We start from the raw sequence: 22366 nt of genomic DNA, 5'->3' as shown, positions 1-22366 counted from the left end.
GGGCGCTATTCCTTGGACAGCGGGTAGACCTGGGCGAAGACGACCTTGCCGGAAGGATCGACCACGGAGAGCTTGATCCCGTAGACGTCCCTGGGCTCGATCTTGCCCGGCAGGGGAAGGCTGGCGGCGATTTGCTTGAAGCGCTGGATCTGGAAGGACAGTTCGTCCTTTTCGGGCTTGAGCGGCGTCAGGCTGGCGTCGTTGCCGATGAGCCCGGCCTCGACCCGGCCGACCAGGTTGGTCTGGGGCGTGACGTTGCTCAGGTCGAAATTGAGCTGGAGCTTCTTGTTGTCGATGCGGGCGCGCAGGTTGTCGATGCCGGCCTGGTTGGCGTCCACGCGGGAAAGGAGCCGGGCCAGATCGGGCTTGGCCGTCTCGCGCTCGCGCGGTTCGGGCTTGCCGGGCTTTTCCTCCTCGGCCCGGGGCTTCCACCAGCCCGGGTCGGCGGCGCTGTAGGAGCCGATGAGCGTTTCGAGCCCGGTGACGTCATGGCCGCGCAGGATCATCTCGATGTTCTGGAGCTTGATGAGCCCCTCTCCGGCCGCGTCCAGCTCCCCGTGCATGGCCTTGACCTTGCCGGCCAGTTCCAGGTTGTCCCGGCGCAGGTGATAGCCCACGGCCACGGCCGCGGCCAGAAGCGCCGCCAGGATCAGCGGAAAAATCCAGAGAAAGCGCAGGAACGGGAGCGGGACGCGAAAACGGCGCACCCCGGCCGCGTCGCGCAGGATGAGGATGTCGACCTTTTCACCGGACGCCATCTACAGCCGGCTCCATTTTTCCTCGACAATGGCGAAGCCGTTGCCCGAGGGCGCGAGGTAGAGCGTCTTGAGCCCGCGGTCCCGGCCGCCGTCGCGGCTTTGGTAGTCCTGGACGCAGGTGACCACGAACCCGTCCTTGCGGGGCGCGATCTTGACGTCGGAAAACGTGACCTGACTCGGGGCCTTGTCCTTCCACAGCCCGGCCTTCTGGTCGCGGATGGACTGCCGGCCGCGCCGGTCGCCCTGCACGGCGTCGGCGGCGTAAAAGCCGGCGTAGTCGTCCACTTTGCCCTTTTCCCAGGCCACGCGCCAGGCTTCGAGCATGGACGCGACCTGGGCCGAGCGTTCGGCCTTGGACCTGGCCGGCGGCGGGGTCGGCGCAGCGGCCGGGGACGGCGCGGGAGCCGGCTCGCTCGCCGCCGCCTGGACCGGCGCGGGCGCAGCCGGGCTGGCCGGCGTCGCGGCGACCTGGACCGGGGCCACGTCGGCGACGTCCTCGGGCTTGTTCCTCGTCCAGCGTTCCTGGGCGATGAGCAGCCGGCCGCCCGAGGCAACCAGCGTGATGTTTTTGAATCCCTTGCTCTCGCGGCGGCCCTTGGCCTGGTAATCCTCGGCGCAGACCACGGCGAAGCCCTCGCCGGAGGGGCTGGCGGAAACCACCGTGATGCCCACGCGTCCGGGAGAGCCGCCCCGCCACACGCCCTCCTTCTGCCGCCGGATGGCGTCTTTTCCGCGCAGGTTCCCCTGGCGCGCGCCGTCGGCGTAAAAGGCCATGTAGGCGTTGATGTCCCCGCGCTCCCAGGCGGCGCGCCAGCCTTCCATGACCGAGGCGATCTCGCCCGCCTTGGCCGGGGACACCGGCGCGCCCGCGGCCTTGGCCGGCGCGGCGACGGGCGGGGCCGCCGGCGCGGATTCGGCCTTGGCTGGCGACACGGCGGCCACCTGGACCGACGCGACGGCCGGTGCAGAGGCGGTGGCCTTTTCCGGCGCGGATTCGGGAGCGGCGGCCGGGGCGGCCTTGGCCGGCTGGGCAACGGGAACGGCCGACAGGGTCGGCGCGGCGGCGGGAACGGGCGGCAGCGAAGCCGGCGCGGGCGGGGCCGGACGCGCGGCGTCTGTGGCGAAGGGCGAAACCCCCGGCTTGACCGCGCCCGTGGCCGCGACCTCCATGATGGCCTGGTCCTCGGGCGTGGGCTGGGGCTTGAGATTGAGGGTGGCGAAGGCTTTCTGGGCCACGCGCTCCATGGCCGCGTGCTGGGCGTCCACGAGCTGGCGGACCTGGACCTCCTCCTCGCTGGGGGCGTCGGGCTTTCGGGTGTCGGTCTCGACCTCGTCCGGGGAGGGCTTGCGGCCGGACGTGACCGTGTTGGCGGCCAGGGTCACCGGCATCTCCTCGTATTCCATGCCGATGATGCGGAAACGCCCGTCCGCGCCGCGCTGCCAGTACAGGCGCTTGAGGCCCTGGGAGGCCAGGGTCGGCGAGCGGTAGAGCTGGACGAAATAGGTCACCCAGTAGTCCGGGCCGGGAATGGCCCGCACCTCGGACAGGTCCACCTTGATCCAGGGCAGGGACTTGAACAGGCGTTCCTTGTGACTTTTGAAGGAGACGAAGGACTTGCCCTCTGTCAGGGCGAATTTTTCCGGATCGTGGTAGTTGAAAAAAGCGTCCGAGCGGTTTTCCCAGGCCTTGGCCCAGCCCTTGGTGGCTTCCACCACCTCGGTGGCCTCGGAGCGCAGCTTGGCGGCCTCCGGGCCGCCGATGCGGACCTCGTCGGCGATGACCACGGGCATGCCTTCGGCCAGTTCCGTGTCCATGCGGTGGATGTCCGGGGTGCTGAGCGCCACGCAGCCCTGGGTCTCGTAGGGGATGATGGAATGGCCCCGGCCGTGGATCCAGATGCCGTGGCCGGACTTGCGCCGCACCACGTCGGCCGGGTTGGGGAAATTGAGGGGAAAGGCCAGATCGCCGTAAAGCTCGTAATTGAGCCCGGCGGTCTTGCGCCGGGTGATGAAATAGACGCCTTCGGGCGTCTTGAGATCGCCTTCCTTGAACTTGTCGCCGAGTTCCTGGCCCGTGGCGCAGGGGATGGCCTCAAGCACCCGCAAGGGGCTCTGGCGGGACAGCAGGGCGAAGGACTGGGCCTTTTTGTCCACGGCCACGAACCGCGACGGGGACCACTCCATGTCCACGATGTCGGCCGCCCATTCCCCGGCCGCCGGCCGACAGGGAAGCAGGAGCAGGCTGGCAAGGAGGGCGGCGCGGCCCAGTCGTTTCATGTCGCCTCGCGTCAGGACGCCTGTTGCGGGTTGGCCGCGGCAAGGAGCGCGTCGCGGGTGAAGACCGACAGCAGCGGATAGCCGCGCTCGGCCAAAAGCTCGGTCCCGCCTTCCTTGCGGTCGAGGACCGTGACCACGGCCCCCACCGTGAGCCCGGCATCGACCACCCGGTCGATGACCGTCGAAAGCGTGCCGGCCGTGGTGACCACGTCCTCGAGCAAGGCCACCCTGGCTCCGGGGGCGAAGTTGGAAAGCCCCTCCAGGAACTGGTTGGTGCCGTGGCCCTTGGCCGCCTTGCGCACGATAAACGCCGGCAGGGGCCGGCCGCGCAAGAACGAAACCAGGCTCACGGCCGTGACCAGGGGATCGGCCCCGAGGGTCATGCCGCCGACGCCGACCACGTCGGCCGGCAGGAGGTCGAACAGCAGGTTGCCGATGAGCCAGGCCCCTTCGGGGTGGAGCGCGGTCTGCTTGCAGTCGAAATAATAATCGCTCTTGCGGCCCGAGGTCAAAACGACCTCGCCGGCCCTATAGGATTTCTCGAGAAGCAGGCTGGCCAGACGGCCGCGCATGACGGCGGCGTCCTGACCTTCGATTGGAAAGGACATGGAACTCCCCGCGTGCCCCTTTTCATCCCCATACAAAAGGCGGCCCGGTTTGAAAAGTGATTCCGCGCCCCGGCCGGGGGAAGAGGCGAAAAAATGCGCCCGCAGCCGGGTTGTATCTTCCTTGGACGCCGCGCCCGGAGTCAGGACGCCGCGCCGAAGACCCGACCGTAGATCAGGTCCTCGTGGGCGAGATAGTAGTTCGGGTCGAAGAGCGCGTCCAGCGCCGCCGGAGACAGTTTTTCACCGATGGCGGCGTCGGCGCGCACAGCGTCGGGAAAGGACTTGCGGCCCTCCCAGCAGGCCATGGCCACGCGCTGCACGGCCTCGTAGGCCTTCTGGCGGTCCATGCCCGTCTCGATAAGCGCCAGAAGCACGCGCTGGGAATAGAAAAGCCCGTAGGAGGCCATCATGTTGCGGGCCATGTTGTCGGGGTTGACCTTGAGGTTTTTGAGGATGCCGGTCAGCCGGGCCACGGTGTAGTCGGCCAGGATGGTGGAATCGGGCATGATGACGCGTTCCACGGAGGAATGCGAGATGTCGCGCTCGTGCCAAAGCGCCATGTTCTCCATGGCCGCCAGGGCGTTGGTGCGCACCAGGCGCGAGAGACCGCAGATGTTCTCGGCGGAGATGGGGTTCTTCTTGTGGGGCATGGCCGAGGAGCCTTTCTGGCCCTTGGCGAAGCCCTCTTCGGCCTCGAGCACCTCGGTGCGCTGGAGATGGCGCAACTCGGTGGCCATGCGCTCCACGCCCCCGGCCAGAAGCGCCAGGGAGGTGAAGAAGGCGGCATGGCGGTCGCGCTGCACGATCTGCGTGGAAACCGGGTCCACGGCCAGGCCCAGGCGGGCCAGGGCGATGGACTCCACACGGGGATCGAGGTGGGCGTAGCCGCCCACGGCCCCGGAAATCTTGCCCACCTTCACGCCCGCCGTGGCCACGGCCACGCGCTCGCGGTGGCGGGTGAACTCGGCGTAGAAGGAGGCCATCTTCATGCCGAAGCTCAAGGGCTCTGCATGGATGCCGTGGGTGCGGCCGATCATGAGCTGGCCCTTGAAGCGCATGGCCAGGTCCTTGATGACCGCGAGCAGCCCGTCGATGGTATCGAGCGTCACGTCGCCGGCCCGGCCGAGGAGCAGGCCGTTGGCGGTGTCCACGATGTCCGAGGAGGTGCAGCCGAGGTGGATGAAGCGGGCCGGCGGGCCCACGCGTTCCTCCACGGCGGTGAGAAAGGCGATGACGTCGTGGCGGGTGGTCTCCTCGATCTCGAGGATGCGGGCCACGTCGAATCCGGCCTTGGCGCGAATGGCGGCCATGTCCGCGGCCGGGATGCGGCCGAGTTCGGCCCAGGCCTCGCACACGGCGATCTCCACCTCGAGCCAGGCGGCGAAGCGGTTTTCCTGGGACCACAGCGCGCCCATGGCCTTGCGGGTATAGCGCTCGATCATGCGCCCTCCTTGGCGTGTCCCCCGCCCGCCTCGTCCTCCTCGTCCTCCGCCTTGGGCAGGGGGACCGAGGGATCGCGGGCGAGCTGGGGCACGGGCACTTCCGTGCCCTTTATCGTGCCCTTGCCGTCCTTCTGGAAGGAGCCGGGGCGTCGCTTGACGTAATCTGTGGCGTAGAAGCCTTGGCCTTTGAGGGCGAAGGCGGAAAGGGAGACGATGCGTCCGGCCGCGACGCCGCACTCGGGGCACGTCGCCGGGGACTCGTCGCCGGCGCGGCGCAGCTCCTCGAACACGCGACCGCAGTCGGGGCATTCGTATTCATACAAGGGCATGGGAGGCCCCCCAGGGAATGATGCGCAAGGCCGGGCAAGGAAGGTCCCCTGCCCGGTCGGCGTACGCGTCGCAATAAATCCGGGTCGCCGTCCCCGCGCGGGACGGGAAACTGGAAGCAAGGAACAGGCCTGGGCGTCCCTCGAAACACATGGCGACATTTTTCAGCAAATAATAGAACACGTCATATTATCGCGAAATCCGCCGGCGCGAATTTCAGGGACGCGGCGCTTAGGCTTTCTTGGCGGCGATGGCCTGACGAACGCGCTCCTTGAGGCGCTCCTTGCGGCGCTTGCGGCGGCGGTCCAGTTCCTTGTGGCGTTCGTGCTTCTTATGCTTGGCCATGGTGGTTTCCTCCTGTCGGGTGAAAGAACCCGATGCCGTATCCCAATACGGGACGCTTGTCCAGCCCGCCAGAGCGGCGAAACAGTCCGCCCGGCCGCGTTCCGCCGGGCGAAGCCGCCGCCTCAGTGCGATTCGATGGGCTCCACGGGCTCGGTCAGCAGAAATTTTCCTTGCTGCAGCCAACTCTTGAGCGTCTCGGCCACTTCCAGGGACATGGTCAGGCTGGTCATGGGCACGGCCTGGGTCGGCTTGCCGTTGATCATCACCTCGCCGCAGCGGCATTCGGCGTAGGTGACGTAGCCGAGCACCCGGCCGACGCCGTTGGGATAGTCGTGCCCGTAGTCCTTGACCGGCATCTGGATGTCCGCGTCGGACACGCCGGTGAAAAAGGCCATGTCCTCGTTCAAAACGGGAATGGGGATGCCCACGCCCACGGCCAGGGACACGCCGTAGCCGAGGATGGACACGGCCCGGACGTAGCGCGGGTTCATGCCCTTCATATCGCCCTTGAGCATGAGCGTGCCCGAGGCGGACAGCGGGATGCCCCGTTCGTTGCGCTTGGGTCGGGGATCGTGCTGGGTGCCCGCGCCGATGACGTAGCCCACGCCGCCGCCGAGGAAGATGCGGGTGCCAAGGCCTATGGTCTTCAAATACGGATCGTTGAAAAGCGGCGACAGCTCGCCGGCCGTGGCGAAGTTGGCGTTGCGGGCGTTGGGCTTGAGCGGCCCCATGTAGGTGTAGACGATGCGGCTGGTGAGGTTCACGGCCACATTGTAGTTCTGGTAGCAGTTGCGCGGGTTAAGCAGCGCCGCGTACTTGAGCTGGGCCAGGGTCACGTCCTTGTCGAGCTCCCGGCGCGGGTAGCAGTCCGTGCCGTAGGCCTCGCAGGCCAGGCGCACGGCCTTGCCGCGCAGCAGATCCTCGATGACGTGGGCCCCGCCGTACTTGAAGCGGCCGGGGTGGATCTTGTTGAGGGGATCTTCCTTGGGAAGCTCCGTCGCGCCGAGATAGGCGTCCACGGCGGCCAGGCCGGCATGGCACGGGATGTTGTTGAGCCGGACCTTTTGCGCCTTGATGACCGGCGGCTCCTGGCCGAAGTTGAACAGCATGCCCGAGGAGCACATGGGCGAGAAGGTGCCCGTGGCCACCACGTCCACTTCCTTGGCCGCCTTGACCTTGCCCAGCCGGCGGACGGTCTCGACCATTTCGGCGGCCGTGAGCACCACGGCCTTGCCCTGCTCGATGCGCCGGTTGATCTCGGCGACGGTTTTTTTCACCTCGTGGCTCATGCCGATCCCCCCTCCTGGCCGCGTCGGCGCGGCCGGCAGGCGCTTTTCTTGGCCCATTTTAGGCCCGATGGCAACACAGCCGGGCTTCCCCTTGGCTTCAGAGGCGAAATGGGCTATGAAGGACTTTCCTCGCGACCTTGGGGAGGGGTCCGGGGTCCTCTTTACAACATACCGATATGACGAAACAATTTGTACCGGTCGGATGCCGCCCATGCCCCTGACCGCTTCCGGTGAAGGCGTGCTCAAGGACGATTTCCGCCAGCACCTCGCGCGCACCTGCCCCGAGCAGGAACTGCGCCGCTGGTTCGATCCCCTTGACCTTTCGGTCAGCGAATCGGATCGATCCTGCCGCGTCCGCTTTCCTCACGCCTACTTCGCCGCCTGGTTCGAGGCCTCGGCCAAGGAGCTCTTCGAGAAGGAAGTCCGCCAGTTCCTCGGCCCGGGCTACGCCGTGCATTACCAGAACCGCACCGGCGGCAACGGCCACGCCGCGGCGCCCCTGGAATTGCCCACGGCGGCTGCGGATTTCCCCTTCGGCCACCGCTTCACCTTCGACACCTTCCTGGCCAACGAGAAGAACCACTTCCCCCTGGCCCTGGCCCGGGAAGCGGCCCAGGACGGCGAGGTGCGCTACAACCCCTTCCTGGTCTGCGGTCCGCCCGGCTCGGGCAAGTCCCATCTGCTGCGCGCCATGGCCAACGCCGCCGCCCGGCTGCACCCGACGAAATCCGTCTTTTTCGGTTCCCTGGCCGACATCCAGAACCGCTTCGCCGACGCCGGGGCCAACCGCCACGAGGCCCGGGCGGCCATCGCCTCGAGCCAATGGCTCTTCATCGACGAGTTGACCGACCTCAAGCGCATGCCGGAACTGGAGCAGGAGCTGGTGGTCCTTTTCAACGCCTTCCACGACGCCGGCAAGCAGATGGTCTTTTCCAGCCGCGAGCGGGTGGGCGCCTGCGACTTCTTCTCCCCGACCCTCAAGTCGCGCCTGGAATGGGGGCTCATGGTCCACCTCAAGGCCCCGGACCTCGACGTGCGCATCGCCTCTGTCGAGACGGCCAACCGCGAGAAGCGCCTGGGCCTGGCCCGGGACCAGGTCGTCACCCTGGCCAGCCGGTTCGACGGCTTCCGCCAGCTCGAAGGGGTGCTCCTTCGCATCGAGGCCTTCCGCCGCCACGGCGGCAAGGAACTCACCGAGGCCGAGTTCAACAAGCACGTCCGCCTGTCCGAGGACCAGGCCCTGCCGGAACTGACGCCCGAGCGCATCCTGGCCGTGTGCGCCGAGCATTTTTCCCTGGCCGTGGCCGATCTCGTCGGCCAGTCGCGGCGCAAGGAGCTCGTCTTCGCCAGACAGGCGGCCATGACCCTTTGCCGCACCCTGCTCGGCATGTCCTACCCGGCGCTTGGCAAGGTCTTCGGCGGCAAGGACCACAGCACGGTCCTGTACTCCATCAGAAAGTTTCAAAAAATTCAGGATGATGACAGAGAAACGAAACTTCTTTTCCGGCAATTGGCGAAAAAATGCCGCCAAGGCGCGCCGTCTTGACCCCGCAGGGCCCGCGGCTGTTCCCCCGCGCCTTGGCCGTTCCCAGGGAATTCCTTTTTTTTATGAGTAAAAACAAAATGGTACATGGAAAAGCGACATACGGCCCCCCCTCTACTGATCCCACAAACCTTCTTTTCCATCCAAGAGGAATAATACCTCCTCAACTTCGAATTTCCCGGAACGGGCACCCGGGGAGCGTCGGCCCTTCGGCCGCCGGAGGCTTTTCCCCCGCCCCGTTTCGCCACTTCCCCAAGAGCACGAGAGGCGCGCTGGCGCGCCGGCCAAGGAGACGCCCATGCAACTGAAGGTTTTCCGCAACGACATCATCGACGGCCTGCAGAAATCGTCGGCCATCATCCCGGCCAAGACCGGGGCGGCGTTTTTGCGCACCATCTGGCTCGAGGCCGCCTCGGGCGTGCTGCGCATCCTGTCCACGGACTCGAGCCTCGAATTCACCGGCCAGTACGCGGCCAAGGTCACCGAGGAGGGCCTTTGCGGCGTGCAGGGCAAGAACTTCTTCGAACTGGTCAGGAAGCTCCCCCCCGGCGAGATCGGCCTCACCCTGGACGCCGCCTCGGGCAACCTGCTCATCAAGCAGGGCACGCGCCGCTACAAGCTGCCCGTGTCCGACCGCAACTGGTTCCAGAGCTTCTCGCCCTTCCCGGCGGCCGAGGCCGTCACCTGGTCCGGCGACTTCCTCCAGGAGCTCATCGACCGCGTGGCCTACTGCATCTCCGACGAGGACACCATGGAGGCCATGGCCTGCATGTTCCTCAAGCCCGCGGCCGAGGCCAAGGTGGAAGTCTGCGGCCTCAACGGCCACCAGTTTTCCCTGGTCGGGTTTCTCAACGACGACGTCCACGCCCTGCTCCCGGCCGAGGGCATCCTCATCCAGAAGAAGTACGTGGCCGAACTCAAGCGCTGGCTCACGGCCGACGAGATCGAGCTGGCCATCAGCCAGAAGCGGCTTTTCTTCCGCACCCAGCAAAAGGATGCGGCCGACGAGGAGGCCGCGCCGAAAATCGAGACCTTCAGCCTGCCCTTGAGCTATTACCAATATCCGGATTACAACACCTTCGTTTCCAAGCTCACGACCGAGGGCGTGTCCACGCTGTCCATCGACCGCCTGGAGCTTATCGACGCCCTGGAGCGCGTGGCCATCTTCAACACGGACAACAATCGCTGCGCCTACTTCCTGTTCGAGGGCCCAAACGAGCTTTCGCTGCGCAGCCAGGGCCAGGAGGCCGGCGAGGCCACGGAAACGCTGGAATGCGCCTTCTCGGGAGACCTCGAGAAGGTGGCCTTCCCCACCAAGGACATCATCGACATCCTCGGGCATTTCCACTCCCCCCGCGTGACCCTGACGCTGACCGGAGCAGAGGGCCCCTGCGGCATCACCGGCGACGAGGACGCCGACTGCCTGGTCATCATCATGCCCATGAAGATTGTGGAAGAGACGTATTATAGCGAGGAAGACATCGCATGAGTCAGGACAAGACGTCGTACGACGCCAGTTCCATCACCGTTCTCGAGGGCCTGTCGGCCGTGCGCAAGCGCCCGGCCATGTACATCGGCTCGACGGATTACCGGGGCCTGCACCACCTGGTCTACGAAGTCGTGGACAACTCCATCGACGAGTCCATGGCCGGTTTTTGCGACCGCATCACCGTGACCATCCACCTGGACAACTCCGTGACCGTCTCGGACAACGGCCGCGGCATCCCCGTGGACATGCATCCCAAGGAGCACCGGCCGGCGGTCGAGGTCGTCATGACCGTGCTGCACGCCGGCGGCAAGTTCGACAACGAGACCTACAAGGTTTCGGGCGGCCTGCATGGCGTCGGCGTGTCCGTGGTCAACGCCCTGTCGGAATACCTCGAGGTCACGGTGCGCCGGGGCGGCCAGAGGCACCACCAGCGCTACGAGCGCGGCGTGCCCGTCACCAAGCTCACCGTCATCGGCGAGGCCGAATCCACCGGCACCACCGTGCGCTTCAAGCCCGACGACGAGATCTTCGAGACCAACCAGTTCTCCCACGAGACCCTGGCCAAGCGCTTCGAGGAACTGGCCTATTTGAACCGGGGCCTGGAGATCGATTTTCGCGACGAACGCACGAACGAACGCGTGACCTACCGCTTCGACGGCGGCCTCAAGCGGTTCGTGGCCGACCTCAACGCCGGCGAGCAGCCCATCCACGACATCATCGAGGGCCTGGGCGAGATCGACGGCGTGGTCACGGACTTCGCCCTGCAGTACAACGCCAACTACAAGGAAGAAGTCCTCACCTTCGCCAACAACATCCGTACCCGCGAGGGCGGCACGCACCTGGCCGGCTTCAAGACGGCGCTGACGCGCGCCATCAACGTCTACATCGAGAAGGCGGACATCCCCAAGAAGTTCAAGCAGAAGCTGACCGGCGACGACGTGCGCGAGGGACTGACCGCCGTGGTCTCCGTCAAGCTCCCCAGCCCGCAGTTCGAGGGCCAGACCAAGACCAAGCTCGGCAACTCCGAAGTGGCCGGCATCGTGGCCAAGGTCGTCTTCGAGGCCATCAACGTCCACTTCGAGGAAAACCCCAAGGACGCCAAGGCCATCGTGGAAAAGGCCGTGGACGCGGCCAGGGCCCGCGAGGCCGCGCGCAAGGCCAAGGAGCTGGTGCGCCGCAAGGGGGCGCTCTCCGACCATTCCCTGCCCGGCAAGCTCGCCGACTGCCAGAGCAAGAACCCCGAGGAATCCGAGCTCTTCATCGTCGAGGGCGACTCGGCCGGCGGCTCGGCCAAGCAGGGGCGCGACCCGCGCTTCCAGGCCATTTTGCCCCTGCGCGGCAAGATCCTCAACGTCGAGCGCACCCGCACGGACAAGATGCTCGGCAACAAGGAAATCCGAAACCTCATCACCGCCATGGGACCCACCCCCAGCATGGGCGACGACGAGAACGAGGAGAAGGAAGCGGAGAACTACGCCCGCCTGCGCTACCACAAGATCGTCATCATGACCGACGCCGACGTGGACGGCGCGCACATCCGCACCCTGCTCCTCACCTTCTTCTACCGGCGCTACGAGAAGCTTCTCCAAAGCGGCTACATCTACATCGCCCAGCCGCCGCTCTACCGCGTGTTCAAGGGCGACTTCGAGCGCTTCATCAAGGACGACGAGGAGCTCTCCCAGTTCCTCATGAGCCGCATCGGCCAGGACGTGACCGTTTCGTCCGGCGAAAAAGCCTTCGCTGGCGAAGAACTGACCGGCCTGCTCGACCGCATCCGGTTCCTGGAGGCGCGCATCCACGAGGCGGCCAGCTACGGCCTGCCCGACGACCTGCTGACGGCGCTGCTCGGCTACGCCCGCCTGGCGCCGTCCGACTTCGCCGGCGACGCCGTGTCCCCGGCCCTGACCGCCTACCTGGCCGAGAAAGGCTACCACCTGGAGATCGAGACCGAGGAGCTCGAGGACGAAAAGCGCCTGTTCGCGGTCTTCATCAGCCAGAACCAGGCCCGGCACCGCATCGCCGTGGAGTTCTTCAGCTCCAAGATCTACCGCCGCGCCCACGAGACCTACGGCCAACTCCTGGCCGACTGCCCGGAGCTGCCCCTGCGCATCGCCCGCAAGGAGGAATCCCGCGAAGTCACCGGCTTCTTCGACCTCTACAAGGCCCTCATGGACGACGCCTTAAAGGGCATCAACATCCAGCGCTACAAGGGCCTGGGCGAAATGAACCCGGAACAGCTCTGGGAAACCACCATGAACCCGGAAAAGCGCAGTTTCCTTCAGGTCTCCATCGACGACGCCGGCGAAGCCAACGACATCTTCTCCCAGCTCATGGGCGAAAAGGTCGAAGGTCGCCGCGACTTCATCGAACGCAACGCGCTGTCGGTGCGGGAGTTGGATATTTAAAATTGAAGATTGGGGGAAACCTTTCTGAAGAAAGGTTTCCCCCAAACCCCCTTCCAAAGACTTTTCAAGGGGGTTTAGGGGCGAGAGGCCATTTTGATGTCCATCGCCGACCATTGCCCCTTGCCGGGGGTCCGGGGGGATGATCCCCCCGGCGGGGTCCAGGGGCCGAGCCCCTGGCCGCCGGAGGCATCCGCATACCCATGGAGCATACTGTGAGCAACGTGATCAACATCGAGGAAGAGCTCAAGAAGTCCTATCTGGAATACTCCTTGAGCGTCATCATCGGCCGGGCCATCCCGGACGTGCGCGACGGACTCAAGCCCGTGCACCGGCGCATCCTTTTCGCCATGCACGAGCTGTCCAACTCGTTCAACCGGCCGTACAAGAAATCCGCCCGCGTCGTCGGCGACGTCATCGGTAAATACCACCCCCACGGCGACCAGTCCGTGTACGACGCCTTGGTGCGCATGGCCCAGGATTTTTCCATGCGCGACCCCATCGTGGACGGCCAGGGCAACTTCGGCTCCATCGACGGCGACGCCGCGGCGGCCATGCGATACACCGAAGTGCGCATGTCCCGCCTGGCCGGGGAATTCCTGGCCGACATCGAAAAGGAGACCGTCGACTTTCGGCCCAACTACGACAACTCCTTGAACGAACCCGCGGTCCTGCCGACCAAGGTGCCGAACCTGCTCTTAAACGGCTCCTCGGGCATCGCCGTGGGCATGGCCACCAACATTCCGCCCCACAACCTGGGCGAATTGTGCGACGGCCTGCTCCACCAGCTCGACAACCCCCATTGCGACGTCAAGGAGATCATCGGCCTGATCAAAGGCCCGGATTTCCCCACCGGCGCTTCCATTTACGGCGGCAAGGGCCTTATGGAGGCCTACACCACCGGTCGCGGCACCATCAAGATCCGGGGCAAGGTCGAGATCGAGGACCGCAAGAAGGATCTGCAGGCCGTGGTCATCCGGCAGATTCCCTATGCCCTCAACAAGTCCTCGCTGGTGGAAAAGATCGCGGCGCTTATTAACGACGGCCGCATCGAGGGCGTGTCCGACCTGCGCGACGAGTCCGACCGCAAGGGCATCCGCATCGTCCTCGACCTGAAAAAGGGCGTCATCCCGGACATCGTCATAAACGCCCTGTACAAGTACACGCCGCTCGAGACCTCGTTCGGCATCAACATGATGGTGGTGGCCGACAACCGGCCGGCCACCCTCAACATCCAGCAGGTCCTGGAGCACTTCCTGTCCCACCGTCGGGAAGTGGTCCTGCGGCGCACGGCCTTCGACCTGCGCAAGTCCGAGGAGCGCGCCCACATCCTCGAGGGCCTGCGCATCGCGCTGGACAACATCGACGAGGTCGTCTCCATCATCCGTTCCTCCAAGACCGTGGTGGAAGCCCGGGAACGGCTCATGGAGCGCTTCTCCCTGTCCGAGCGCCAGGCCCAGGCGATCCTCGACATGCGCCTGCAGCGCCTGACCAACCTGGAGCGCCAGAAGCTCATCGACGAGTACAACGAACTCATCAAACTCATCGAATACCTGCGTTCCATCCTCGAAAACGAGGAGGTCCTTCGCGGCGTCATCCGCGACGAGATCAGGGAAATCAAGGAACGCTACGCCACGCCGCGCAAGACCGAAATCCTCGAGGATCTGGAAGGCATCAACATCCTCGACCTCATTCCCGACGAGGACGTGGTCATCACCCTCTCCCGGCGCGGCTACATCAAGCGCACCAAGATCGACAACTACCAGCAGCAAAAGCGCGGCGGCAAGGGCGTGGCCGGCGTGTCCACCTCGGCCGACGACTTCGTCCAGTCCTTCTGCGCCACCACCAACCACCAGCAGCTGCTGCTCTTCACCAACCTCGGCCGCATGTTCATGCTGCCCGTGCACCAGATTCCCGAGGGACAGCGCACGGCCAAGGGCGCGCACATCGCCAACCTGCTCCCCATGGACAAAGAGGAGTTCGTGGCCACGGCCCTGGCCATCCGCGAATTCTCCTTCGAGCGCTATTTCCTGTTCGTGACCAAGCGCGGCATGGTCAAGCGCTCCTGCACCGACCTGTACAAGAACTGCCGCAGCACGGGCATCATCGCCGTCACCCTCAAGGAAGGCGACGAACTGCTCACGGTCAAGGAGATCGACGATGCCGCCGAGGTGCTGCTGGCCACCCAGCAAGGCCTGTCCAACCGCTTCCACATCTCCGGCATCCGGCCCACGGGCCGCGCCGCCGCCGGCGTCAAGGGCATTGCGCTTAAAGGGGCCGACCGCGTGGCCGCCGGCGTCATCATGACCGGCAACGGCCGCGACGAGGTGCTGACCATATCGGCCAACGGCTACGGCAAGCGCACCAGCATCGAGCATTATCCGGTGCGCAACCGCGGCGGCCTCGGCGTCATCAACATGCGCGTGACGCCCAAGACCGGCCAGGTCATCGGCGCGGTCATGGTCAACCCCGACGACGAGCTGCTGCTTCTGACCTCCGCCAACAAGATCATCCGGCTGTCGGTTTCCGGCATCAGCTCCGTGGGCCGCGCCACCCAAGGCGTCATGCTCGTGCGCATGGAGGACGACGTCACGGTGACCGGCTTCGACCTGGTCGATCCCAACGATCCCACCCAGTGCCCGCCTTCCGACGCTTCTTAAACCTCGCGGCTTTTGCCGGCCTGGCGCTTTTCCTCTGCTGCCAGGCCGGCTGCCGCGATCAGGCCCAGGACGCGGAAAACGCCGCTCTCACCGCCGCCAGGACGGCCTTCATCGACGGCGACTACCTTGCCTCGGAAACCGGGTACCAGAATTATCTGCAAGCCTATCCGATCGGGAAAGGACGCCTCGAAGCCTGGCAACGACTCGCCGACGTCAACCAGTTCGCCAGAAACGCCCCGGCCAAGGCGGCGACCATCCTGGAAACCGCTTTCCTCGAATTCGGCTCCGATCCCGATGTCGGTCCGGACATCGGGCTGCGCGCCGCCCGCATTCGCCTTGCCCTTCGCGATTACGAGCATGCCTCCAAGCTTCTGGAAAAATTGCTCAAGAGAGAAGCGCTGTCTTCCACTTTCCGCGCCGAGGCCATGGATGTCTTGCTGCAATCCAAAATCGACGCCAACGATCTTTCCGGCGCGACGGCATTACTCCAACAAGCCGTTTCTTTGGAAACCGATGCTTCGGTGCTTGCGCAACTCCATTTTCGATTGGCATTGCTCTATTTGCAACTCGATGCCTCGGACAAGGCCGAGGCGCTCTTGCGTTCGCTCTACGACAACCCGGGCACTCCCCAAAAACTCCGGGCCAGGGCCGGTTTTTTCCTGGCTTCGATTCTCGAAGCCAGGCGGCAAACGGATGAGGCCGACCGTATTTACGCCTCTTTGTTGGGCATTTATCCCAATTCCCTGGTCATTGAAAAGAAAATCAAAAAAAATAATTAGTTGGAGTAAATTCACATAATACCTACCGGGTCCCCTTGATTATCCTTTTCCTTCGCCCCTTTGACCTTTGTTTCCATCTTTTTTCTCACATTTTCGTAACATGCAGAATTTATTTATTTTAGCTGATTATTGTCGGAATCCCCCTGGCGGAAGTCGCGATTTTCCAGCATAACCTTTCCGAGTTCCTGGCCCGTATCATAGAACCTCTTGCGGATTGGTTTTTTCGAGTTTGCGACCCTTAACGCATCTGTGCGATTTTTTCACAGATACTTGACGCACCATGGTTCTCGACATGTTCCGGAAACTGACTTCCTCCAAGGAAGAAGAACAGCAGAAGCAAAAATATGCGGCTATTCTCGATCTTGCGTTGGTGCAACGATCGAAGATTCATATTCAATTCGACGAACGATTCTCCAGTTTAAAGGGCATTAGCGGAACAATAGTTGCTCTCAATTCAAATAATCTCGTTCTGGAACTCAGTGGACTTTCCCATATCAAAGAGCATTTCATAAATCAAAAGATTATATGTTTCTTCCGTGTTGTTGAACGTGAAGACAGACATCGTGAAATTTTTTATAATTTTCAGACCACTATTCTGAAAGTACGACAAGAACCAGAAAAACTGCCGCAAATCGCCGTTTCCTTTCCAACCAGACTGCAAGGTGCGCAACGTCGAAAAAGCCTGCGCATGAAACCGCAGTTTGAACAATTTTCTCATATTGCCATCTGGAAGTACGATTCCAGCGGCGGCTTCGACATTTCCAAGCCCACCGTTGCGTTCGGACATTTCAAAAACAACCATGCCGTCATCGACAACCTTTCCGCCGGCGGATTGCGGCTTTCTCTCAAACGGCCTTTGCTCAAGGAACAACATCTCGAACCACAGAAAGGCGACCGCTACATCTTTTTTTCCACTTTCACCGAGGAAATCCCGAAATTACGCCAGGAATACTGGCTTGTCAGCAAGATCAACAACGTCCAGCGCGACCCCATCAGCGGCGACGTCGTCATGGGCCTGGAATTCATCGCCAATGGCGTGCGGCAATTGGAAACCGGCAAAGTCGAGTGGTCCAAGATCATGGACAATGTCATCGACGATCTGGCCCAACGCATCTACCAGTGGCATATCGAACTCTACCGCAGCAAAGGCCTGGCCGGCTGAATCCACTACCGCTCGCGGGGTTCCCTCATGAACAATTCCCACTGCCGCTTCACCGGCTACCACGGCCGCCGGGTGCAACTCGGCGTCACCGGCTCCATCGCCGCCTTCAAGGCCATTTCCCTCATGCGCCGCCTTCTGGAAACCGGCGTTTCCGTAGGCGTCACCCTGACCGAGGCCGCCTGCCGGTTCGTCACTCCGCTCTCCTTCGAATCCCTGGGCGCGGACCCCGTCTTGACCGACATGTTCGACACCCGCGTCGCCTCCTTCGCCCACCTCGGCCCGGCCCAGGCGGCCCATGCCTTCGCCGTGGTCCCGGCCACGGCCAATACCCTTGCCCGCATGGCCCACGGCCTGGCCGACAATCTGCTTTGCTGCCAGTTGCTGGCCTTTGAGGGGCCCGTCATCGTCGCTCCGGCCATGAACCCCAGGTTGTGGGCCGCACCGGCCACCAAAGCCAACTGGCATACGCTCCTGTCGCGCGGCATCCTTCCCGTCGCGCCCGAATGCGGCGACATGGCCTGCGGCGAATCCGGCCAGGGCCGTCTGGCCGAGGAAACCCCCATCCTCATGGCCATTCTCAAGGCCCTGACCCCTCAGGATCTGGCCGGGAAGGAGGTTCTGGTCAACCTCGGCCCCACCCGCGAATATTTCGACGCCGCCCGTTTCTGGTCCAACCCTTCCACCGGACTCATGGGCGCGTGCGTGGCCATGGCCGCCTGGCTGCGCGGCGCGTCCGTCACGGTGGTGCACGGTCCCGTTTCCTGGTGGTTCCCGGAGACGGTACGTACCATCGGCGTGACTTCGGCCGCCCAGATGTACGAAGCCTGCCTCGAGGTCTGGCCGGAGTGCGACTACGGCGTCATGACCGCCGCCGTGGCCGACTTTTCCCCGGAGCCTTTTCCCGGCGGCGGCAAATACAAGAAAGACGCCGCGACCGGCGGCCCGCCCCTGGTGTTTTCCCCCACCCGCGACATCCTGGCCGCCCTGGGCAAGGCCAAGGCACCTGGGCAGACCCTGGTGGGCTTTTGCGCCGAATCCGACAATCTGCGGGAAAACGCCCTGGGGAAGCTGACGCGCAAAAACTGCGACGTGATCATCGCCAATCCCATCGGCCGCGTTGACGTTGGATTCGCCGCTTCCCGCAACACGGCCCTGGCCCTGGCCGCCGACGGCCGCGAGGAAGCCTGGGAGAACCTGCCCAAACCGGAAATAGCCTGGAAGATATGGGACTTCACGATTCCGTCCTAGACGTTCCCGAGCGCCTGCGCATCTGGCATCTGGCCGGGGTCCGCTATTTCTACCTCGATCCCGAGGCACGCTCTTCTGAGGCGACGGATGAGGCCGCTGTCGCGCACGAGCAAGCCGCCAACCAGGAACCGCAAGTCGTCGAAGCTGCCCCGCCTTCTCCGACCCGCATCGTGGTGCGGGACGATCCGGCCACCTGGCCAGACCCATGGCCGGCGATCTTCGCCAAGGCTCCGACGCGGCCGCTTCTCGTCATCACGTACCCCGCCCTTGGTCTGGACATGACCGGACGGCCTGACCCCCGGCGCGGCCCCATGTGGCGCAGGTTGCTGCAGGACTGCGGCCTGGCCGGCAAGAATTTTGTGGCTTTCTGGCCCCTGAATTTGCCTGACAGCCCTGACCTGGAACGCGACAAAGCCATCTTTCTGGCTGGTATTCGCCTTTTCCGCCCTCGTACCGTGGCCTTTTTTCACGACTCGGCAACGACGTTGCCCCTTGACTTGGACTCCCTCCCGTCGGAAATGAAGATAGTGTCCCTGCCAGATCCAGATACCCTGCTTCAAAGCGACAAGGAGGTCTGGGATGCTGTCGTGGCGAGTTTTGCTGCCTTGTAGTCTTCTCCTGACCCTTTCCCTTTTTTCGTCGGCTTTAGCCGCCCCTCCGGTCGCGTCGACCGTCGATCACCCCCATGTCGTGGTCTCCCTTGATCTTGACGGAGCCATTTCTCCGGCCGTGGCGGACCTCCTGGACGCGGCCTTGAAGCAGGCCGGCCAGGACGGCGCGCTTATGCTCCTTGTCCGCCTGGACACGCCCGGCGGCAGCGTGGAGGTCATGCGTCGCATGGTCAGGACCATCCGCCAGTCGTCCGTTCCCGTCGTCCTTTTCGTCGCGCCGTCCGGAGCGCGCGCCGCCTCGGCCGGCGTGTTCCTCATGGCCGCCGCCCAGGTCAACGCCATGGCCCCGCAAACGACCATCGGTTCGGCCTCGCCCGTGGCCGTGGGCGGCGAGGACATAGGCAAGACCATGGACACGAAGGTCAAAAACGACCTGTCGAGCCTTATCCGTTCCCTGGCCGAGGCCACAGGCCGCAATGCCGCCTGGTACCAGCGCGCCGTGCTCGAAGCGGAAAAGAGCACCGCCGCCCAGGCGGTTCGGGAGCGGGTGGTCGATTACCTGGCCACGGACACTGCCGATCTCCTGGAGCAGATAGGCAAGCGCGGCCTGCCCGCTGGGGACGGCAACGTGCGTTTTTCCCCTTCCCAACTGCGCATCGTCGCGCACGAGCCCTCCTGGCGGCATTTTTTTCTGGCCTGGCTGCTCGATCCGCAAATCGCCTATATCCTGCTCCTCATCGGCGTGGCCGGCGTCTTTTTCGAGCTTTCCACTCCGGGCGTCATCCTGCCCGGCGTGGTGGGCGGCCTGTGCCTCCTGCTGGCCCTGTACGCCCTCTCCGTGCTGCCGACCAATGCCGCCGGACTCTTGCTGCTTCTTTTCGGCGGCGGCCTGTTCCTGCTCGAAGTCCATGTCACCAGCTACGGCCTGCTGAGCCTTTCCGGCTTGGCGGCGCTTTTTATCGGCTCCTTGCTGCTTTTTCGAAACGACGGCGTCAGCGCCCTGCCCTTGCGTCTCATCGCGCCCACGGTGCTTGGCGTGTGCGCCCTGCTTTCCGCGGCTGTCTGGCTTTTGGCCAAGGCGCAGCGCCTGAAGCCCCGGGTGGGCGTCCAGGCCCTTGTGGGCAGCATCGCCGAAGTCCGTCAATGGGCCGGTTCGAACGGCAAGGTCTTCGTCCACGGGGAAATTTGGAACGCCGCCCTGGACAGGCCCGATGCCGCCGCACCGCCCCCAAAAACGGGCGACGCGGTCGTGGTCGTCGCTGTCAAAGACATGCTGCTCGTCGTCTCCGCCCAGGGAGAAACCCGAAATCCGGCTTGATCCGGAGGGAGGCTTTTATGCTCGCCCTGCTGCCGTTTGCGGCCATCGTCGTCTTTTTGCTCATGGCTTCGCTTCGGGTGCTCAACGAATACGAACGCGGCGTCATCTTCCGTCTCGGCCGCGTCATCGGGGCCAAGGGCCCGGGCCTGATCCTCCTTTTCCCGGTCATCGACCGCATGATCAAGGTGTCGTTGCGCACCTTCGCCATGGACGTGCCCAACCAGGACGTCATCACCCGCGACAACGTGAGCATCAAGGTCAATGCCGTGGTCTACTTCCGGGTCGTTGACCCCATCAAGGCAATCCTCGAAGTCGAGGACTACATGTATGCCACGTCGCAGATTTCCCAGACCACCTTGCGCAGCGTCTGCGGCGGCGTGGAACTCGACGAGATCCTGGCCCACCGGGACAAGGTCAACGAACAGGTGCAGTCCATCCTGGACCAACACGCCGGCCCCTGGGGCATCAAGGTGGCCAACGTCGAACTCAAGTACATCGACCTGCCCCAGGAGATGCAGCGGGCCATGGCCAAGCAGGCCGAAGCCGAACGCGAACGCCGGGCCAAGATCATCAACGCCGAGGGCGAATTCCAGGCCTCCACCCGCCTGGCCCAGGCCGCCGAGATCATCGCCGTGCGGCCCGAGGCCCTGCAGCTGCGCTACCTCCAGACCATGCGCGAAATGGCCGCCGAGAGCCATGCCGCCACAATTTTACCCATTCCCCTTGATTTTATCCGGGCTTTTTTTCATGTTCCAGCCCACGGCGGACAGGACGGGAACGAGCCAGCCCCGAGCGCCGCTTCCCTGACGCCGACCTCCGCCACGGAAACCACAACCAGCGTGCAGGACACGACTCAAGACGGCGACGCGTGATCCCGCCGCCGGGGCCAAGAACGCTTCGCAAAGCGCGAGTTCGCAGCCGCCACTCAAAGGAACCATGAACATCCTTGTCACCGGCGCGGCCGGATTTATCGGCTTCCATCTGTGTCGCCGCTTCCTTTCCATGGGCTATACCGTCACCGGCCTCGACAACCTGAGCCCTTATTATTCCGTCGAACTCAAGCAGGACCGCCTGAATATCCTCGGCCAGAACCCGTCATTCACCTTCGTGAAAGCCGAGATGGCCGATCGTGCCGCCGTAAACGCCGTCTTCGACGCAGGCGGCTTCACGCATGTCGTCAACCTGGCCGCCCAGGCCGGGGTGCGCCATAGCCTGACCCACCCGGACGACTACATCAACGCCAATGTTCTTGGATACTACCATATTCTGGAGAACTGCCGGCACCACAGCGTGGAGCATTTTGTTTTCGCTTCGTCCAGTTCCGTGTACGGACTCAACACGACCATGCCCTTTTCCGTGCACGACAATGTGGACCATCCCATAAGCCTTTATGCCGCCTCCAAGAAGTCCAACGAATTGATGGCCCATTCGTACAGCTATCTTTTCGGACTGCCGTGCACGGGGCTGCGTTTCTTCACCGTGTACGGTCCCTGGGGTCGACCGGACATGGCTCTCTTTTTATTCACTAAAGCCATTCTTGAAGACCAACCGATCCAGGTCTTCAACGAAGGACGCATGGAACGCGACTTCACGTATATCGACGATATAGTCGAAGGTGTGGTCCGTGTCACACTCAACACCGCCTCTCCCAATCCCGATTGGAATCCGGCCCAGCCCGATCCCAGCTCCAGCGTCGCGCCGTACAGACTCTACAACATCGGCAACAACAACAGCGTCTCTCTCATGCGTTTCATTGAATGCATCGAGGAAGCCCTGGGCAAGAAGGCCGTCAAACACATGATGCCGCTGCAACCCGGCGACGTACCGGCGACCCGGGCCAATGTGGACGACCTTGTTCGCGACGTCGGTTTTCAGCCCGGTACCCCCCTGGAAACCGGCATCGCCCGTTTCATCGAATGGTACAGGGAATATTATCTCTCTTGATATTGACATGTTGCGGGCAGTCCTCTAACCACTTTTCCACAAACTAGAAAACCGCCTCAAGGACGGACTCGGGAGATGGAATTCCAGACCACGAAACGTGATCTCGAAAAGGTCTTCACGCAAATCCAGAGCCAGGTCGCGGAAGCGAACCTGCCGGACGAGGA

The 22366-nt window shown here is 63.9% G+C and carries 17 protein-coding genes; 11 read left to right on the top strand and 6 right to left on the bottom strand.

Annotated features, from left to right (window positions below; all coding sequences use genetic code 11):
* Positions 1-5: 5 nt before the first annotated feature.
* The 6 genes from Q1K70_RS10765 to Q1K70_RS10740 all read right to left on the bottom strand — a co-directional run bounded on the left by Q1K70_RS10765 (position 6) and on the right by Q1K70_RS10740 (position 7046).
* Positions 6-758 (bottom strand): hypothetical protein, encoded by a 753-nt coding sequence (locus Q1K70_RS10765; RefSeq protein WP_300158998.1) that lies wholly within the window; start codon positions 756-758, stop codon positions 6-8.
* On the bottom strand, positions 759-3035 hold the full coding sequence (locus Q1K70_RS10760; RefSeq protein WP_300158995.1) for a L,D-transpeptidase family protein: 2277 nt from the start codon (positions 3033-3035) through the stop codon (positions 759-761).
* An 11-nt stretch (positions 3036-3046) separates the two neighbouring features.
* On the bottom strand, positions 3047-3643 hold the full coding sequence (gene pyrE, locus Q1K70_RS10755) for an orotate phosphoribosyltransferase (RefSeq protein ID WP_300158992.1): 597 nt from the start codon (positions 3641-3643) through the stop codon (positions 3047-3049).
* A 140-nt stretch (positions 3644-3783) separates the two neighbouring features.
* On the bottom strand, positions 3784-5085 hold the full coding sequence (gene purB, locus Q1K70_RS10750; protein ID WP_300158989.1) for an adenylosuccinate lyase: 1302 nt from the start codon (positions 5083-5085) through the stop codon (positions 3784-3786).
* Entirely contained in the window at positions 5082-5414 is a 333-nt protein-coding gene (locus Q1K70_RS10745; RefSeq protein ID WP_300158986.1) for a zinc ribbon domain-containing protein, read from the bottom strand. Before Q1K70_RS10745 ends, purB begins: the two co-directional genes overlap by 4 nt.
* Positions 5415-5879: 465 nt before the next feature.
* Positions 5880-7046: a homocysteine biosynthesis protein gene (locus Q1K70_RS10740; protein ID WP_300158983.1), complete on the bottom strand. Its 1167-nt coding sequence runs from the start codon at positions 7044-7046 to the stop codon at positions 5880-5882.
* Between the two features lie 211 nt (positions 7047-7257).
* Between Q1K70_RS10740 and Q1K70_RS10735 the strand changes: the two genes are divergently transcribed.
* The 11 genes from Q1K70_RS10735 (at position 7258) to Q1K70_RS10685 (ending at position 22202) form a co-directional block, all read left to right on the top strand.
* Positions 7258-8592, top strand: coding sequence for a DnaA/Hda family protein (locus Q1K70_RS10735; RefSeq protein ID WP_300158980.1), 1335 nt, complete (start codon positions 7258-7260; stop codon positions 8590-8592).
* Between the two features lie 295 nt (positions 8593-8887).
* Positions 8888-10078 carry a DNA polymerase III subunit beta gene (dnaN, locus tag Q1K70_RS10730; protein WP_300158977.1) on the top strand — a complete coding sequence of 397 codons (1191 nt, stop codon included), beginning with the start codon at positions 8888-8890 and terminating at the stop codon, positions 10076-10078.
* Positions 10075-12483 carry a DNA topoisomerase (ATP-hydrolyzing) subunit B gene (gyrB, locus tag Q1K70_RS10725; RefSeq protein ID WP_300158974.1) on the top strand — a complete coding sequence of 803 codons (2409 nt, stop codon included), beginning with the start codon at positions 10075-10077 and terminating at the stop codon, positions 12481-12483. Before dnaN ends, gyrB begins: the two co-directional genes overlap by 4 nt.
* Positions 12484-12683: 200 nt before the next feature.
* Positions 12684-15140 carry a DNA gyrase subunit A gene (gene gyrA / locus Q1K70_RS10720; protein ID WP_300158971.1) on the top strand — a complete coding sequence of 819 codons (2457 nt, stop codon included), beginning with the start codon at positions 12684-12686 and terminating at the stop codon, positions 15138-15140.
* On the top strand, positions 15116-15919 hold the full coding sequence (locus tag Q1K70_RS10715; RefSeq protein WP_300158969.1) for a hypothetical protein: 804 nt from the start codon (positions 15116-15118) through the stop codon (positions 15917-15919). The genes gyrA and Q1K70_RS10715 overlap by 25 nt, the downstream gene beginning before the upstream one ends.
* Positions 15920-16211: 292 nt before the next feature.
* Positions 16212-17081 (top strand): pilus assembly protein PilZ, encoded by an 870-nt coding sequence (locus tag Q1K70_RS10710; RefSeq protein WP_300158966.1) that lies wholly within the window; start codon positions 16212-16214, stop codon positions 17079-17081.
* 27 nt (positions 17082-17108) lie between these two features.
* Positions 17109-18329 carry a bifunctional phosphopantothenoylcysteine decarboxylase/phosphopantothenate--cysteine ligase CoaBC gene (gene coaBC / locus Q1K70_RS10705; protein WP_300158964.1) on the top strand — a complete coding sequence of 407 codons (1221 nt, stop codon included), beginning with the start codon at positions 17109-17111 and terminating at the stop codon, positions 18327-18329.
* Positions 18305-18940: a hypothetical protein gene (locus Q1K70_RS10700; RefSeq protein ID WP_300158961.1), complete on the top strand. Its 636-nt coding sequence runs from the start codon at positions 18305-18307 to the stop codon at positions 18938-18940. Before coaBC ends, Q1K70_RS10700 begins: the two co-directional genes overlap by 25 nt.
* 118 nt (positions 18941-19058) lie before the next feature.
* Positions 19059-20258, top strand: coding sequence for an NfeD family protein (locus tag Q1K70_RS10695; RefSeq protein WP_300158958.1), 1200 nt, complete (start codon positions 19059-19061; stop codon positions 20256-20258).
* Positions 20259-20275: 17 nt separating this feature from the next.
* Positions 20276-21130: a slipin family protein gene (locus Q1K70_RS10690; RefSeq protein ID WP_300158956.1), complete on the top strand. Its 855-nt coding sequence runs from the start codon at positions 20276-20278 to the stop codon at positions 21128-21130.
* 64 nt (positions 21131-21194) lie between these two features.
* A complete protein-coding gene (locus Q1K70_RS10685) occupies positions 21195-22202 on the top strand; it encodes an NAD-dependent epimerase (protein ID WP_300158953.1) in 1008 nt (335 codons plus the stop codon).
* Positions 22203-22366: the final 164 nt, after the last annotated feature.

The sequence above is a fragment of the Solidesulfovibrio sp. genome (assembly GCF_029978005.1).
Taxonomy (GTDB): Bacteria; Desulfobacterota; Desulfovibrionia; order Desulfovibrionales; family Desulfovibrionaceae; genus Solidesulfovibrio.
This window is presented reverse-complemented; position numbering and strand designations above follow the sequence as displayed.